This window comes from Halobacteriovorax sp. GFR8, assembly GCF_050955245.1.
GTDB lineage: Bacteria > Bdellovibrionota > Bacteriovoracia > Bacteriovoracales > Bacteriovoracaceae > Halobacteriovorax_A.
Genome location: NZ_JBPBLR010000002.1, coordinates 94445 through 108627, shown reverse-complemented (window position 1 = coordinate 108627; position 14183 = coordinate 94445). Strand labels below are relative to the sequence as shown.

The 14183-nt window shown below is 36.8% G+C and carries 15 protein-coding genes and 1 other RNA gene; 4 read left to right on the top strand and 12 right to left on the bottom strand.

Annotation, left to right across the window (positions count from 1 at the left end):
• Window positions 1–3 precede the first annotated feature (3 nt).
• From ACRXC1_RS01135 to ACRXC1_RS01115, 5 genes are read right to left on the bottom strand one after another with little or no spacing between them, the layout of a single operon-like run.
• Window positions 4–555, bottom strand: a complete 552-nt coding sequence (locus ACRXC1_RS01135) for a hypothetical protein (RefSeq protein ID WP_433655828.1) — start codon at window positions 553–555, stop codon at window positions 4–6.
• Window positions 545–1768 (bottom strand): radical SAM protein, encoded by a 1224-nt coding sequence (locus ACRXC1_RS01130; RefSeq protein WP_433655826.1) that lies wholly within the window; start codon window positions 1766–1768, stop codon window positions 545–547. Before ACRXC1_RS01130 ends, ACRXC1_RS01135 begins: the two co-directional genes overlap by 11 nt.
• Entirely contained in the window at window positions 1768–1983 is a 216-nt protein-coding gene (locus ACRXC1_RS01125; RefSeq protein ID WP_392909804.1) for a hypothetical protein, read from the bottom strand. The genes ACRXC1_RS01130 and ACRXC1_RS01125 overlap by 1 nt, the downstream gene beginning before the upstream one ends.
• Window positions 1973–2977 carry a radical SAM protein gene (locus ACRXC1_RS01120; RefSeq protein WP_433655823.1) on the bottom strand — a complete coding sequence of 335 codons (1005 nt, stop codon included), beginning with the start codon at window positions 2975–2977 and terminating at the stop codon, window positions 1973–1975. Before ACRXC1_RS01120 ends, ACRXC1_RS01125 begins: the two co-directional genes overlap by 11 nt.
• Before the next feature lie 13 nt (window positions 2978–2990).
• The gene (locus tag ACRXC1_RS01115; protein WP_392909800.1) at window positions 2991–3515 is read right to left on the bottom strand and encodes a hypothetical protein; all 525 of its coding nucleotides are present in this window, start codon (window positions 3513–3515) and stop codon (window positions 2991–2993) included.
• A gap of 57 nt (window positions 3516–3572) precedes the next feature.
• On the opposite strand from ACRXC1_RS01115, the gene ACRXC1_RS01110 reads away from it, so the two are divergent.
• The gene (locus ACRXC1_RS01110; protein ID WP_392909798.1) at window positions 3573–3947 is read left to right on the top strand and encodes a hypothetical protein; all 375 of its coding nucleotides are present in this window, start codon (window positions 3573–3575) and stop codon (window positions 3945–3947) included.
• Here the strand turns inward: ACRXC1_RS01110 and ACRXC1_RS01105 are convergent.
• From ACRXC1_RS01105 to aroC, 4 genes are read right to left on the bottom strand one after another with little or no spacing between them, the layout of a single operon-like run.
• Complete coding sequence (locus ACRXC1_RS01105; protein ID WP_433655821.1) at window positions 3898–4662, bottom strand: hypothetical protein; 765 nt, start codon at window positions 4660–4662, stop codon at window positions 3898–3900. The two genes, ACRXC1_RS01110 and ACRXC1_RS01105, sit on opposite strands and share 50 nt — an antisense overlap.
• Complete coding sequence (locus ACRXC1_RS01100; protein WP_433655819.1) at window positions 4659–4790, bottom strand: hypothetical protein; 132 nt, start codon at window positions 4788–4790, stop codon at window positions 4659–4661. The genes ACRXC1_RS01105 and ACRXC1_RS01100 overlap by 4 nt, the downstream gene beginning before the upstream one ends.
• A complete protein-coding gene (locus tag ACRXC1_RS01095; protein WP_433655817.1) occupies window positions 4790–6976 on the bottom strand; it encodes a 3-dehydroquinate synthase family protein in 2187 nt (728 codons plus the stop codon). The genes ACRXC1_RS01100 and ACRXC1_RS01095 overlap by 1 nt, the downstream gene beginning before the upstream one ends.
• A gap of 1 nt (window position 6977) precedes the next feature.
• A complete protein-coding gene (gene aroC / locus ACRXC1_RS01090) occupies window positions 6978–7970 on the bottom strand; it encodes a chorismate synthase (protein WP_433655815.1) in 993 nt (330 codons plus the stop codon).
• An 83-nt stretch (window positions 7971–8053) separates the two neighbouring features.
• Between aroC and ACRXC1_RS01085 the strand changes: the two genes are divergently transcribed.
• Window positions 8054–8767: a zinc ribbon domain-containing protein gene (locus ACRXC1_RS01085; RefSeq protein ID WP_433655813.1), complete on the top strand. Its 714-nt coding sequence runs from the start codon at window positions 8054–8056 to the stop codon at window positions 8765–8767.
• 4 nt (window positions 8768–8771) lie between these two features.
• On the opposite strand, the gene ACRXC1_RS01080 is transcribed toward ACRXC1_RS01085, so the two are convergent.
• Complete coding sequence (locus ACRXC1_RS01080) at window positions 8772–10160, bottom strand: TolC family protein (RefSeq protein WP_392909787.1); 1389 nt, start codon at window positions 10158–10160, stop codon at window positions 8772–8774.
• A gap of 134 nt (window positions 10161–10294) precedes the next feature.
• Here ACRXC1_RS01080 and rnpB point away from each other — a divergent pair.
• Together rnpB and ACRXC1_RS01070 are read left to right on the top strand one after the other, a co-directional pair.
• Window positions 10295–10657: RNase P RNA component class A (rnpB, locus tag ACRXC1_RS01075), an RNA gene on the top strand.
• A 52-nt stretch (window positions 10658–10709) separates the two neighbouring features.
• Window positions 10710–12728: a S9 family peptidase gene (locus ACRXC1_RS01070; protein WP_433655811.1), complete on the top strand. Its 2019-nt coding sequence runs from the start codon at window positions 10710–10712 to the stop codon at window positions 12726–12728.
• Here the strand turns inward: ACRXC1_RS01070 and ACRXC1_RS01065 are convergent.
• Together ACRXC1_RS01065 and ACRXC1_RS01060 are read right to left on the bottom strand one after the other, a co-directional pair.
• Window positions 12720–13148, bottom strand: a complete 429-nt coding sequence (locus ACRXC1_RS01065; RefSeq protein WP_433655809.1) for a hypothetical protein — start codon at window positions 13146–13148, stop codon at window positions 12720–12722. The two genes, ACRXC1_RS01070 and ACRXC1_RS01065, sit on opposite strands and share 9 nt — an antisense overlap.
• Entirely contained in the window at window positions 13148–14173 is a 1026-nt protein-coding gene (locus ACRXC1_RS01060; RefSeq protein ID WP_433655807.1) for a hypothetical protein, read from the bottom strand. The genes ACRXC1_RS01065 and ACRXC1_RS01060 overlap by 1 nt, the downstream gene beginning before the upstream one ends.
• Between the last annotated feature and the right edge of the window lie 10 nt (window positions 14174–14183).

Here is a 14183-nt window from a genome sequence, read left to right as displayed (position 1 = left end):
AATCTAGTAGTGACATCCACAGTTATTATGGCACGAGCAAACAGCATTACAGTTACAATCTGAGTTACAAATACAATCTGCTCTAATCGTATTATAGTAGTTTAAAACTTCTTGTAAGTGAGTTCTCGTATAAGGCTGCCCTCGCTTACTCCAGCTCCTTGCTCCTGATGAACCTCCAGCTGTTCCATCATCAGCACCCTTTGGCCTATTGTCAGCAGGAGAGGGGTTTGCGCCACTCCAAGCAGTATCATTTGCAGGTGAAAGTTGATTTATTCTTGCAGTCATATTACTGACAACACTATTTGATATTGTCACCCCTCTAGCGTAAGAGTCCGTTGGGTTGGCAGGGTTATACATTGAGTGACTACGGTAACGTGTTAACTCAGCGGCAATAACATTTCTCAATGCCCTAACATGGCTACCGTAAACAATACCACCACTAACTATTCCAGAACTTAAACCATAGGTTCTATTTGCCGAGCAAACACCTCGGTGTCCAGAACAAGTTGCAGTACCCGTATTGTGATAAGAGCAGTGCCCACCACTACATGCCATTTGAAGCCTCCTTGTCCATATACTCTTGTTTAGTCATCGCGTTTGCAGAGAATATATGTTTTTGAACGGCCCTATCGATTTCTCCAAATGTTTTAAAGAAACCACAAAGCTCGTTTACCCAATTATCTGTCCACTTTTCAAAGAAGTCTGTCTTTTCACTTTTCTCATGGCTTGCCACAGGACAAATCATACAAGTTGTAGCGACACAGTCCTGACAGTCTTTGTGAATTTTTTTAAGAGGTTCTTCGAATTTTTGAGTATAAGCACTAATCTTTTCAACGAATGCATCATCATTGATATCACTATAAGCCAACTCTTCTTTATGCTTTGAATAAATGGCCCCATGACATGCATAGAGATTTCCACGTTGATCAATAGCTGCCATATTATAACCAGCAGAACAGTGTTTACGATTATCTTCACCACCAAACCATGAACATAGGTAGCGTCCATTTTCATTATAGAATTCAATTTCTCTCTTAGCGATTTTTAAAAACTCTGCTCTAAAGATCTTTATCGCATCCTTTTTCTCATCAAGAGAAAATTTCGTAATATAATCAATTGTTGGTGAGTAGCTAATATTGATATCTTTAGAAACTTTCCAAAGAAGCTTTTGAATATCGTAATAATCTTCCCAGCAAGCATAGAGACTTTCCATACTATCAATTGGAAGAGTCGCCTTCATACTTACATTGATCCCAAGACCAGCAAGTTCATAAAGATTATTAATGACATGATTACTTGAAGGCTTTTTATTCTTCATTAATCGGTAGCTATCATTAACCGCGCGTCCATCGTACGACACCTGAACATGTAATTTGCTCGTATCAACATTCTCAATAATCTTTCTCATATTGTGAATATTGAAAGCGTTAGTATATAAGTGAAAGTCAACATTCTCATGATCACGATACTTATTCATTAACTCGATAATGAAATTTGGATTGAGAGTAGGCTCTCCTCCCCAAAGTGAAATATTTAAACCATCATACTTACTTTGAAACCAATTCTTATCTGCAAGAATACTATCGATTCTTTTAAAGATAACTGGTAGCTCATTATCAAGACGGGCCTTATCGACTTTCTCGCCTTCAAAGCAGTATGTACAATTTAAATCACATAGCGCAGAGGTTGTGATCTCAAGAGTAAAGTATTTCTTTGCGACGCGTTTTTGAGACGCTTTTGCAGGATTTTCAAAATTGTAGGCGACCATTATTCTATCTCCACATTGAGAATCTCATCTAAAATATTATCCAATTTTTCGTCTGAAACTTTTTCTTCTTCAGGCTTAATCATTGATAATATTTCATCTGCTTCGAGCATAAGTTTTTCACCATACTCTGGAGCAATTGGCATCATATGCTTACCTGCTTCAAATAAATGTTCAGCAGCTAAGTACATACTTCGATTTAATGCTTTAAGATTCATAAACTTCTCTTTTCAAGATTCTAGTAAAATATTTATTTGACCTTATTTCAGAAATCATGCGTTGTACTTCCTTATAAAAATGGCGATACATTATGCAAATATTCTCAATAGGTCCTTCGTTCTTAATGTTCTCATATAAACAACCTTTTCTACAGATTTTTTTTACACTGCAACTCTCACATGCGGCCATCTTCTTATATTCTGGAATTTTTAGATATAAGTCGTCATCTTTGAAGCGATTACAGGCAATTAGCTTATCTTCGGAAAAAGATAAGTGAGTATCTCCTGCTCCGCAATAATCAATTGTTATATCTTTTGCTGTGTAACGTAGAATGTGTCTTAGGTAAGTGAGAATTATTTGTGGCATCTCAACTTCGTCGACATTTTCAATATACCAGTCAACTAATTCACTGAAGCCTTCGTTAACAGCATTCGCACTTTCTTCTGTCCAAACATCAACATCTCTAATTAATGTGAGATCTGGATTTAAGTTTAGTACTTTTTTGATATAGAGATGATTTTCAAGAAGATTACTATTGCCAGCATAAATCATAGAGTGGCAAGTGAGATCATTAAGTTGCTTTATAATTGGAAGTTTCTTTTCATATAAGTAATTTGTGCCACGACTATCGTGCTGTTTACGATTTATATCCTGCCATAGGCCATCGTAGGACAAAGAGACACGAATATTATTCTTATTTAAGAAATCGACCTTCTCCTGATCGAGTAGTAAACCATTTGTTGGCATATAGAATTGAACATTCTCTTCGTCTTTTAATTCATTAGTGACAAAGACAATCTTATCCCAGTGAAGAAGAGGCTCTCCACCATAGAAATCTACTTGGATTAACTCATCAGGTTTTTCCTGACGAACCTTTTTATATGATTTAAGAAATAGATCTGTATTTATTGATTTCTTCGAAAGCTTATCAACATTGCAATAGCTACAATCTAGATTACAAGCTTCCGAGAAAGCTATTGATAAGACTATCATAGTAGACCTTTTATTACTTTACTTTCACCCAGTGACGGCCATCGACGACAATTTGATGATTCTTATCGCCAAATGAATCCTTAAGCTCAGGCTTCTTATAAATCGCAACAAGTCTTTCTGGATAGTCACGTTTTTCTTCTAATGTCATCTCAGTCAAGTTTCCGTGCTCATCATTTGTCAGAGGAGTTCCAGGATCATAGTCTTTGTCGACATAGGCAAGAACCCAACCACCAATTGCGATTGGCACTTCAAGACCAGCATTACCTTGTCCAACACCAAAACCAAAAGTATCTGAAGCAATCCCAATAACACTTTTCTGGCATCTTTCTGTACAAATTCTTGCACCTTCAATTGTGTCGAAATAACATTTACCAGGTTTTAATTCATCATTTAAAAGCTGGAAGTCTGCAATATCATTCCAGACAGAATTCCAAACTTTAGAAGCCTTAAATTGATTTGAGAAATATAAATCAGCACCTGTATTTACAGAATGCGCTCCAGTACTTGAGTTTATTGATGCTCTTCTTAGAGTTGACATAGATATTCCTCCATTTTTTATTTCTTCAAATATATGGATATAGTATATAATAAGTTTATGAAACGAAGAAATTTTATTTTCACAACCATATTCTCTTTATTTACGTATAAAGCGTTTGCACATAGCTTTTTTAGAGTGAAAAGAAAATCTGGCAATAACTTTCTTATTTCAAGTGCTGATAATACTTGTGTAACGCTTAAAAGCGGTATGACGTATAAACTTCCAGAAAACCCTACTGATATAGACTCTATTATCAATTTTCGTGTTCAGAAATCAAAATGGAGTAAGTCTCCAGTAATTGACCCTACCAATCGTCGAATTGCCTCAAAAAATGGTCTTTTTGATGTTGAAAAGAACGTCAACCTAGATGAATCTCGTAATTTCACACTTCAGTATGTGTGTGAGGATATGGGCTGGATTGTTCTTTCTTAGTGACCAGTAAGTCAGCAAATACCAAACTAATAAGCACAACATTTCCTACAAACTCGATCTTCATAAAGACAACTGTCAACATGTGAAAAACAATCATCACTTGTGCCCAGTACTTAAGATAGTACTTATTTTGAAAATAGAGAACTAAACCAGATAACTCAATTAATAGAACTAAAATACCTGCAATAAAAAACATGCTTGAAGGAATAACACTAATCCAATCCGCAGGATTACTTTTTAGGACAATAGACTTTAGACCAGAAAAGTTCAGGTAAGAATTAAGATCATCAGAGAATATCCCTATTACTCCATAGTACAACTTCCAAAAACCAGACATAAAATAAGCAAGTGTGATTAAAAGCTTTGAAGTATTCAAAATCTTTTTATCTGGAATAAGTGCAATAACAACGGAAATGTAAAACCAGAGAAATAGATCATGATCAAAGTCTGCTCCATTCATTAATGCAATTAACACCATAAGAACAAGACTGTAGGCAATTCTAAAATACTTAGTTTTAAAGTCATTTATACAACCTATAGTTATAGGTATTAAGACAAGTGATGGAATCAGTATCGTTTTGAATGGATAGACCCAAAGAATTAAAGATTTGAACCAATTTTCATTTGAGTCAATGGGTGTTAAATCAAAAAGAAAATAACTAATGAATGAAAAAGTAAGTGAATAAAATACTTTAACAATTAATTGCTGACTCACTTAACTCTCACATAGCTAAAAAGTTGCCAACTAAAGAATGGATAAATATTTCCACGATAACCAAAGATCTCGCAGAAGATTGAAATCGTAATAAATAATGAAACTACTATGACTTCAATCTTCTTCACTAAGCAATGACCTCAAAGAAGTTAGGAAATGATTTTTCGACACAGTCCTTATTCTCTAGATTACCTCCACCATTAACTAACTGGTAAAGATAAGAAACCATTACCATTCGGTGATCTCGAGGAGGAACGATATCAATAGATCGTCCATCAGGCTTTCTGCCAATAATTTCGAGATAATCTTCCTCTGCATGATAGTGATGTTCAATATCATAGAGCTTCATTAAGTCCATGACAGCATTTAAGCGATCTGACTCTTTATGAATAAGAACTTCAACACTTCTAATGATTGTTGCACCAGCTGCGTATGAAGCGAGAAAGCATAGTGTTGGTATAAGATCTGGACAATCACGACAATCCATTTCAAATCCGTTTAAGTTATCCATGCCGTTGAATAAGAGACCGTTGGCGGTAAAGTCAAACTGACCCCCTAATTCCTCGAGAAGTCCTATAAACTTACTATCAGCTTGAAAGCGATCGATCCCTTTACAATTCTCAACTAGTACAGGGCCTGTCAAACAGGCATAGGCCAATGGATATCCTAACGAACTAAAGTCAACCGGAACTTCAAAAACTTGTTCCCCATTCTTAAAACGCTCGATGAGGTTTAATGTCATGTCCCAGTATGGACGACTCGTAGTTAAGTTTATAGGCTCGACATCAATTTCACGTGGCGATAGTGCCATTGCAAGACCTGTTGCAAATTGCGTTGAGCGACTACAATCAACTTCGTACACCCCTCTAGAGATGCTCATAGGCCCTTGAACTTGAAACCATGTATTTTCATCTCTAGTCACAACAACATCAAGATCATCAAGTACATTTGCAAGCTCATCCATAGGTCTTTCAAACATTTTCTCACTTGGTATCAAGCTATATTTATTTGTTCCTCGAGCGAGTAACGGTATGATAAATCGATTTGTGGTTCCACCATCGCCTGAATAAAGTTCTATAACATCATCTGTTGCAATCTCACACTCAGGAAAAGAGCCACGAATGATAATGCCATCTTCAGCTTTTTCAATTGTAAGACCAATACTGTCCAGACAACTTAGCATATTAACAACATCAGTTGATTCCGGCATATTCATAAGCTGTACGTCTTGTGGGTAGATTGCAGCGAGGATAAGTGCACGATTGGCAAATGACTTAGATGAAGGGACTTTTATTTTCTTAATGAAATCTTTGGTTGCTCCCTTACCATTAGCGTAATCAAGTAAATGCTGTCTAATATCATCAAGAGAAACTGTCTGGATCGTAGGTGCTCCAATTCCATTTGGCAGAATCACTTCAATTGCATTACGACTGACAACTTTCTTATCCTTTGCGATATAATCCATCATCTCATCAACCGGTAGCGAATCTTCCCAAGGACACATCAGAGCGTCTAAACCGAAGATACCTGAGAATTGATTTAGGAATTCATTTTCTTCATCACGGTGGAAAATATTAAAGATTAGCTTCAGTCCCCAATAGACAGCAACACCGTGTGGAAGCTCATATACTTTTTCAATTGCATGACCTAAAGTGTGTCCAAGGTTAAGAACCTTTCTAATTCCACCCTCTTTAAAGTCTTGCTCAACAATTTCTTGCTTATACTTAGCACAACGAAGAGTAATCTCTTCAAAACTTGCTTCATTATTAATTAGGTTAAATACTTGTTCATCAAGGAAGTAGTATTTCGCTAACTCACCTAGACCAGAGATAAAATCTTCTTCTGCTAGCGTCTCTAAAAATTTTGCACAAATATAAATATTCTCAGGGAGGTGAAACGCACCTATTAAGTTCTTTCCAAACTTTGAGTTAACTGCAACTTTGCCACCTATACTTGCATCGATCATTGAAAGAAGTGTTGTGGGAATAACACTCCATTTAATTCCTCTTAACAACAAAGAGGCTACAAGACCTGCAAAGTCTGAACATGCCCCTCCACCGATAGCGACAAGGTGTGCGCCACGGTGAACTCCTTTTTCAATAAAGAACTCACATGCTCTTTCAACTTCAGAGATATTTTTACAATCTTCACCAGCAGGGGCGATATAGATCTCAATCCCTTCTCTTACATCAATAAGGTCGAGATAGAGACTATTAATATTAGAGTCTAGAACAACGAGAATTCGGTCAGAATCAATCTCATTCAATATTTTGTTTACATCATTAATTTCTTCAAATAGCTTAATTTCAGACAAATTATACCTCGTATGCCTTCTGTCTTAGAAAGTGATCCGCCAATACTACCCTAACCATTGACTCTACGACAACAACGGCCCTAGGTAAGATACATGGATCATGACGGCCTTCTTTTGCATTGGCTCCAACTGTTGAAGTTGGTTTGAAAGTTAGATCAAGATTAATCATCTCACCATTACTAATACCGCCTTCGATGCCACCAAAGTTAGCACTATCTGCACTTACCTCTTGTCCACTCATATCGGCCATCTTTGAACCTGCACCAAAAGAAAATGCAACACATGCCCCAATAGATAAAACGGCCTTTGCGAGATCTGCTTTTAATTTATCAAAGGCAGGCTCACCTAAACCAACCGGACAGTTTTCTATATTAACAGAAATTCTCCCACCAACTGAGTCACCTTTGGCCTTAAGATCAATGAGATACTTTTCAATTTCACTATCTTTTGATGGATCACCAAAGTTATATGTTCCAAGGTTTTGTGGAAAACTCTTAATTATATTTTCACATTCAAACGGCCCAAGCTTAGAAATAAAAGTATTAACTTTTACTTTAGGAAGAACCAAACTCGCAAAGTAGCCGGCAACAACTCGCGAAACCGTTTCACGTCCACTACTGCGTCCTCCACCACGATGATCTCGAATACCGTACTTTAGGTCATAAGTGCGATCAGCGTGTCCAGGGCGATAATTATCTTTTAATTTATCGTAATCTTTACTTCGTTGATTAGTATTGCGAATAATAACTGCGATAGGAGTTCCCAATGTTTTACCTTCAAAAACGCCAGAAAGAACTTCGGCTTGATCAGGCTCTTTTCTTGCTGTTACTCCCTTAGAACGTCCAGGGGCCCTCTTATCTAGCATTGCCTGTAGGTCATCTAAATTAAAATCAAGTCCACTAGGGACACCATCTAAAACAACCCCAAGGGCAGGGCCATGTGACTCACCAAAGGTAGTCATTGAAAACATTTTTCCGAATATACTTCCGCGCATTATAACTCCTATCTACCTATTATCACCTTAAATAAACAAATATTCCAATCGCGACTGCTAGGTAAATATGTTATTAATTACAAATGGAAAACTTAAAATATCTAAAAGATGTCATGGATTTAGAAAAGGTCATTGAGGGCCTAGAGAGCGCAACAGACGAAGAGTTGAAGCGAATCGATTTTCTAAACAAACAACTTAGCAACAAGACTGAGTTAATCGATCAACTTAATCAACAACTAACTGAAACTAAAGCGAATTTAAGTTCTCTTGAGAAAGAACTCTTCGACACGGATAAGAAGCTCGAACAAGCTAATCAGAATTTGAATTCTGTTACGAGCGGCCAACAAGAAGAGGCCATTCAAAAAACGATTTCCTCACTTGAAGAAGAGTCCAACAATAAACAAGATACAATTTTAGAACTTCTTGAAAAAGCAGAGGAGACAGAGACGACGATTTCTGAAGCTAAAGAATTTGTTAAGGGAGTCAATGAAACAATCTCTGAAATCAATGAAGAGGTTGCAGGGATTAAATCGGCCAACGACTCAAAAATTAGTGATATCGAAAATCAAATTGCCGGTCTTCTAGACGAAGTAGGTCTTCAGGCCAAGCAGCTTTATCTAAAGGCAAAGGTAAAGCACAACCACACTGCCGCTACATTTCTCCAAGGAAATAGCTGTGGAAGTTGTCGTCTAACATATTCTGCTGGTGAATGTAGTGAATTCAACAAAGGGAATGATTTAATTCTATGCCGAGGGTGTGGAAGATTAATTCTCCCAAGCACCCTACGAACACTTTAATTTTTTATTGAAAGTGGTTACCAAGCTTTCCGTAAATATCAAGTAAGCTGAAGTATAGTTTTTGTCTGCGACTAATGTACTCAACAAACTTATTCTCTGTACTAATAAGTCTTTCTTCTGCTGAAATCACATTATCAAAGTCGGCACGGCCACGAGAGTATAACTTGTTATACTCCGCAACTGAAAGAGTCGCTAACTTATGTCTTTTAAGAACAAGATCAATTGTCTTATCAATTAGACGAATTGTATTTTTAAGAGCATCTAATTGATTCTTAGTTCTTATCTTTGCTAGGCGATGCTGATATTCAGTATTAAGCTTATTAATTCTTGCTTCTTTTAAATTATTCTTTTCAACTGTCATACCAAGTGGGATTACAATCTGTAGACCAACTTCAGTCGCATCATTATCAGAACCGAATGTTCCATCACTAAAGACATTTCCACTTCCCGCAACTGTATAACTATTTGTCTTGTAAGCACCACTCAATTCAATCGTTGGGAATACTGAGTTGTCATACTTTTCGATAGCTGTATTTAACGCCTCAAGTTTCTTACTTAATGCCTGAATAGTAAGATTGGAGTCGATTTCTCCATCGGTGATTGTTTCCATTTTAATTTTTTCAATTTTATATAAATCGATATCATTAAATGAGTGAGATCTTTCTAGCTTACTTTCTAAAGATTTCTTGTAAGTTTCAAGCTGAGACTCTAGTTCTGCATGCTCTTCACCAACAGAGTTAACAGACGCTTGAGCAGAGTAGAGATCAACTCTTTCCTTAAGGCCATCTCTTACTTGCTTTTGAACAAACTTAAGTCTTTTTTCAGCTCGCTTCATCGCTTCATCTTTTAGCTGAATAAGGGTCTTTGTTTTTTTGTAGTTATAATATGTTTCGATAAACTCAAGAACATTTTGAGAAACTTCAGCATCAAAAGCATACTTAGATGAATAGACATTCTTTTCAGCAATCTCAATGTCAGCATCGTCATTGCGACCAAAGAAGTTCTTTCCTAGATCCTGAGTATATGAAACCTCTTGGTTATATCCCTCGTATTCAGTTCCACCACTAAAATCAATATAAGATCCTGTGATCGAAAACTTACCACCCCAGACATTTTCCTTAGATAATTCCACACCAGAGTTGAATGCCTTGTATGTATTTACTAAGTTTGGATTATTTGGATTTGAAATAAGGCCAACATCATCATGTTGAGCAAGAATACCTAATGTCCAAGGCCTCTTATCTCCAGATTCAAGTTCAAGAGTTAGTTTAGAAAGCTCAAAATTGTAACTCGCTTCTTTAACTTCTGTTGAATCTTTTAAATATTCACGAACATAATTCTTTAGATTTGCACTTGCTGAAAATGACACAAGGGCCAATAATATATATTTCATCAATTCTCCATGGCGATTGGCTATGTAACTTATACGAATATAATTAAAAAAAGTTTTAGCATACTCAATTAAAGCATGACTAGCTAGTGTGTAAACCTTTGACATTCAGCGTGACATAGGGCATAAATCTGCAAAGAGTTAAGGAGACTATCGCTGGTTTATTATGCTTCGGTGTAATAGACGGGAGGAAAGTCCGGGCACCATATGGCAGCTTAGCGGGTAACGCCCGTCGGTCGTGAGACTAGGACAAGTGCAACAGAAAGGAAGTACAGGGGTTTGAACTCGATTGGGGTAGCTTCGGCCGGCCAATCAGTGAGAGATTCGTCTCACCTGCTGTAGTGAAAACAGGTAAACTCTAGGCGGTGCAAGCTTGAATAGGTCGACTCATGGGGTAGCCAGCCCTTGTTGACGGGTTAAGCGCTCGAGCCAGTGGGTAACTGCTGGCCTAGACGAATGATAGTCCAATACAGGACCCGGCTTATACCTTAACTCTTCTTTTTATATGTGCCGCTCTCGCGGCACATTATTCATTCAATTCAGGAGGACAAGATGAAATACCCTCAACCAAAGAAAATCCCACACGAGACAAAAATTCACGATCAGATTTTAACTGATGACTATTTCTGGATGAGAAATCGTGAAGAAGATAACGACGTGATGAAATTTCTCAATGAAGAAAATGAGCTCTTTAAAAGCTATCTAAGTGATTCTGAAGAATTAAAGAATTCAATTTTTGAAGAGCTTAAATCTCGAGAGCTTCAAACTTATGAAACATGTCCATACCCTCATGATGAGTATGAGTATTTTGAAAGGTATGAAGAAGGTAAAGACTATCCAATCCACTTTCGTCGCCACGTTGGTTCAGATGAAAGACAGGTCTGCCTTGATGAGAATGAGTTAGCAAAAGGACGCGACTTTCTTGATGTTGGTGCATTTGAAATTTCGCCATGTCATCGCTATTTAATCTATACAATCGATGATAACGGCGATGAGCTTTATGATCTATATATTAAAGACTTATCAACAAATGAAATCATCCTAGAGGGACCAAAGAAAATTAACAGTGGCCCAGTTTGGTTTAATGATTCGAAACACTATGCCTATATTGAAATGGATGAAAATATGCGTCCATTCAAAGTTCACGTCACTGATATGACAAACTCATTTGATAAAGTTATTTATACTGAAGAGTCTGGCGAGTATTTTCTAACGGTCGAAGAAACAATGGACCACAGGTACTTACTTATTAATGCTGGTGGATCAGCAAATAATTCAATTTCATTTATTAAAGCTGATGCTAGTGATTTGAATCCAATTGAAATTTTCCCAAAAGAAGACAAGATTGAGTACACAGTAGAGTCAGATGGTGATGATTTCTTAGTTCTAACAAATAAATTTAGTGAAAACTTCTCTATCCTCAGAACTCCTATTGCAAAACCTGATTATGCTTCAGCGACGGTTGAGGTTGAAGGTTGCAGTGAAAGATACATTACAAATTTAAATGTATTTAAAGATTTTAAAGTTGTAAGCTTCCGCGAAAAAGGGCTTAACCACTTTTTAATTTTAAAAGATGGTAAAAAGAAAGAAATTACATTTCCTGAAGACGCCTATCATGTAGGTGGAGGAAATAATGCAAATTTTAATACAAAGATCTATCGTTATAACTATAGTTCTCCTACTACGCCAAGTACGACATTTGACTACAATGTAGAAACAGGAGAATCAAAGCAAGTTCACCAAGTAGAAGTTCCTGGTTTTGACCAACATAAATATGTCGTTGAAAGAAAATTTATTCCATCTCATGATGGAGTGCTCGTTCCAATGACAATCATTAGAGCAAAGACAACAAAAGTTGGAGATCCAAATAAGTGTCTTCTTTATGGTTATGGATCTTATTCGATTTCAATTCACCCATGGTTTAACCGTAATAATATCTCACTTCTTGATCGTGGCTTTGTCTATGCTATTGGTCACATCCGTGGAAGTTCGACAATGGGACGTTCATGGTATGAGAACGGAAAATTTTTAAAGAAGCAAAATACATTTAAAGACTTCTATGCTTGTGTCAAATACCTTATCAAAGAAGGCTATACTGCTAAAGGTAAGATTGGAATTATGGGTGGAAGTGCCGGTGGTATGCTTGTTGGTGCAACAATCAACCTCGATACGGAAAATCTAATTGGAGCCGCTTGTGCAGATGTTCCATTCGTTGATGTTCTAAACACAATGCTTGATGACGGCCTTCCTCTAACTCAACTTGAGTATGAAGAATGGGGGAACCCAAACGATAAAGAATATTTTGAATACATTAAATCATATTGCCCGTATTCAAATATACAAGAGAGAGAATACCCAGCAGTTCTTGCAATTGCAGGTCTAAATGATCCTCGTGTTACTTATTGGGAACCAATGAAGTGGACTTATAAACTTCGCGACTATGCAACAGATTCTCGAGTTAAACTTCTTTGGACAAATATGGATGCGGGACACGCTGGTGCTTCAGGACGCTTTGAAGCATTCAAAGAGTATGCTGATATCTACACTTTCTTTATTAAAGAATTAGAATAATATTTTTAAGTCTTGGGGAGAAATCCCCAGGATTTTTGTCATCTTGGTTTTCTTAATTTCCTTAGACCAAATAAAACCTAAAATTTCATCACCATCTAAAATCAACTTCATCTCACCCTCTCCTAGTCCAGGGCGAACACAACTCTCATTTGAGTGAGGTTGCTTAGAATAATCATAAACACGTATCCAACCATCAGTTAGAATTTCACGTATGATAGCAATATGACCAGTATCTCCACTATTAGGAATAGTATTTTTACGCCATAGTATTAAGTCACCAACTAATAACTCACTTAGGCGATGCTTAACAGGAGTTGTATTTTCTATTGCATCAAAGAGCTCATAAACACGATCATAAGGAAGGCCAATCCCATCATTTAGAAGAATATCTTTAATGGCCGTGAAACAATTTACTTTCATTAGATCTTAGCAAGTGCCTTACTTGTCGCCGTTGAGATATTCAATTTTTCATTGAGCTTAAACTTTCTAAAGCTACCAGTGTAACTCTTTTTAAATTCAGCATGTGAAATCTCAAGAATATAATTTGTGATCTTATACTTTGTGATAGCTGTTTTATATTTTTTCAACTTCTTATAAGATAACTCTGAGTCAAGCTCAGGATATTGCTTAAGCTTCTTATCTTCACTACTTAAGATGAAAGTCGGGCATTCAATTTGACCAGATAGCCACTCATCATCGGCTTTTCGATAACCAAGTATTGAGTCCTTTTCTTTAACGATAACTCTAAGCAGATCGAGTTCATAAGTTTTAGCTATTTTCTTAACAGGAATCTCCGGATACTCAAGAGCATTTTTTGAATTTCCAGCAACACAGTCCTTATAAACAGGGCATCCCACGCAATTTGCACTACGTGCCTGACAATAAATACGGCCAAGATCCATTAGGGCCTCATTAATATCGCGCCCCTTGCACTTTGCAATTTCAGGAAACTCTCCTTCTTCAAATTTTTTCTTTATTAACTTTTGAAGCTTAGGTCCTTTTGCACCCTTAAGGCCATAAATACGGCTAACGACTCTTTCAATATTGGCATCAATTGAAAGCGCGCTCTTATTTTGTCCAATACTTAAAATAGCATTGGCCGTGTACTCTCCAATTCCCGTAATAGAGATCAGGTCTTCGTACTTCGTCGGAATCTTGCCGTTGAAGTTTTCGACAATATCAATTGCTGCCTTTCTAAGATTTCGAGCACGTCGATAGTAGCCAAGACCTTTCCATGCAACACAAATCTCTTCTTCAGTTGAAGAGGCCAATGTCTCAATATCTGGATAGATTGAAAGAAATCTTTCAAAGTGATTTTGAACTGTACCTACAGTTGTTTGTTGCAACATAATTTCTGAAACAAGTGTCTTGTAGACAGTTCTATTTCTTCGCCAAGGAAGCTCTGTATAAGTATCTTTCGACCATTTTAGAAGTTTTTTAAACATGATTATTTGT

Bases quoted from the DNA above. Each gene is read 5' to 3' on its own strand.
- aroC (WP_433655815.1), bottom strand. From the start codon at position 7,970: ATGCGCGGAAGTATATTCGGAAAAATGTTTTCAATGACTACCTTTGGT.
- ACRXC1_RS01120 (WP_433655823.1), bottom strand. From the start codon at position 2,977: ATGATAGTCTTATCAATAGCTTTCTCGGAAGCTTGTAATCTAGATTGT.
- ACRXC1_RS01085 (WP_433655813.1), top strand. From the start codon at position 8,054: ATGGAAAACTTAAAATATCTAAAAGATGTCATGGATTTAGAAAAGGTC.
- ACRXC1_RS01070 (WP_433655811.1), top strand. From the start codon at position 10,710: ATGAAATACCCTCAACCAAAGAAAATCCCACACGAGACAAAAATTCAC.
- ACRXC1_RS01130 (WP_433655826.1), bottom strand. From the start codon at position 1,768: ATGGTCGCCTACAATTTTGAAAATCCTGCAAAAGCGTCTCAAAAACGC.
- ACRXC1_RS01135 (WP_433655828.1), bottom strand. From the start codon at position 555: ATGGCATGTAGTGGTGGGCACTGCTCTTATCACAATACGGGTACTGCA.
- ACRXC1_RS01125 (WP_392909804.1), bottom strand. From the start codon at position 1,983: ATGAATCTTAAAGCATTAAATCGAAGTATGTACTTAGCTGCTGAACAT.
- ACRXC1_RS01080 (WP_392909787.1), bottom strand. From the start codon at position 10,160: ATGAAATATATATTATTGGCCCTTGTGTCATTTTCAGCAAGTGCAAAT.
- ACRXC1_RS01110 (WP_392909798.1), top strand. From the start codon at position 3,573: ATGAAACGAAGAAATTTTATTTTCACAACCATATTCTCTTTATTTACG.
- ACRXC1_RS01065 (WP_433655809.1), bottom strand. From the start codon at position 13,148: ATGAAAGTAAATTGTTTCACGGCCATTAAAGATATTCTTCTAAATGAT.
- ACRXC1_RS01115 (WP_392909800.1), bottom strand. From the start codon at position 3,515: ATGTCAACTCTAAGAAGAGCATCAATAAACTCAAGTACTGGAGCGCAT.
- ACRXC1_RS01060 (WP_433655807.1), bottom strand. From the start codon at position 14,173: ATGTTTAAAAAACTTCTAAAATGGTCGAAAGATACTTATACAGAGCTT.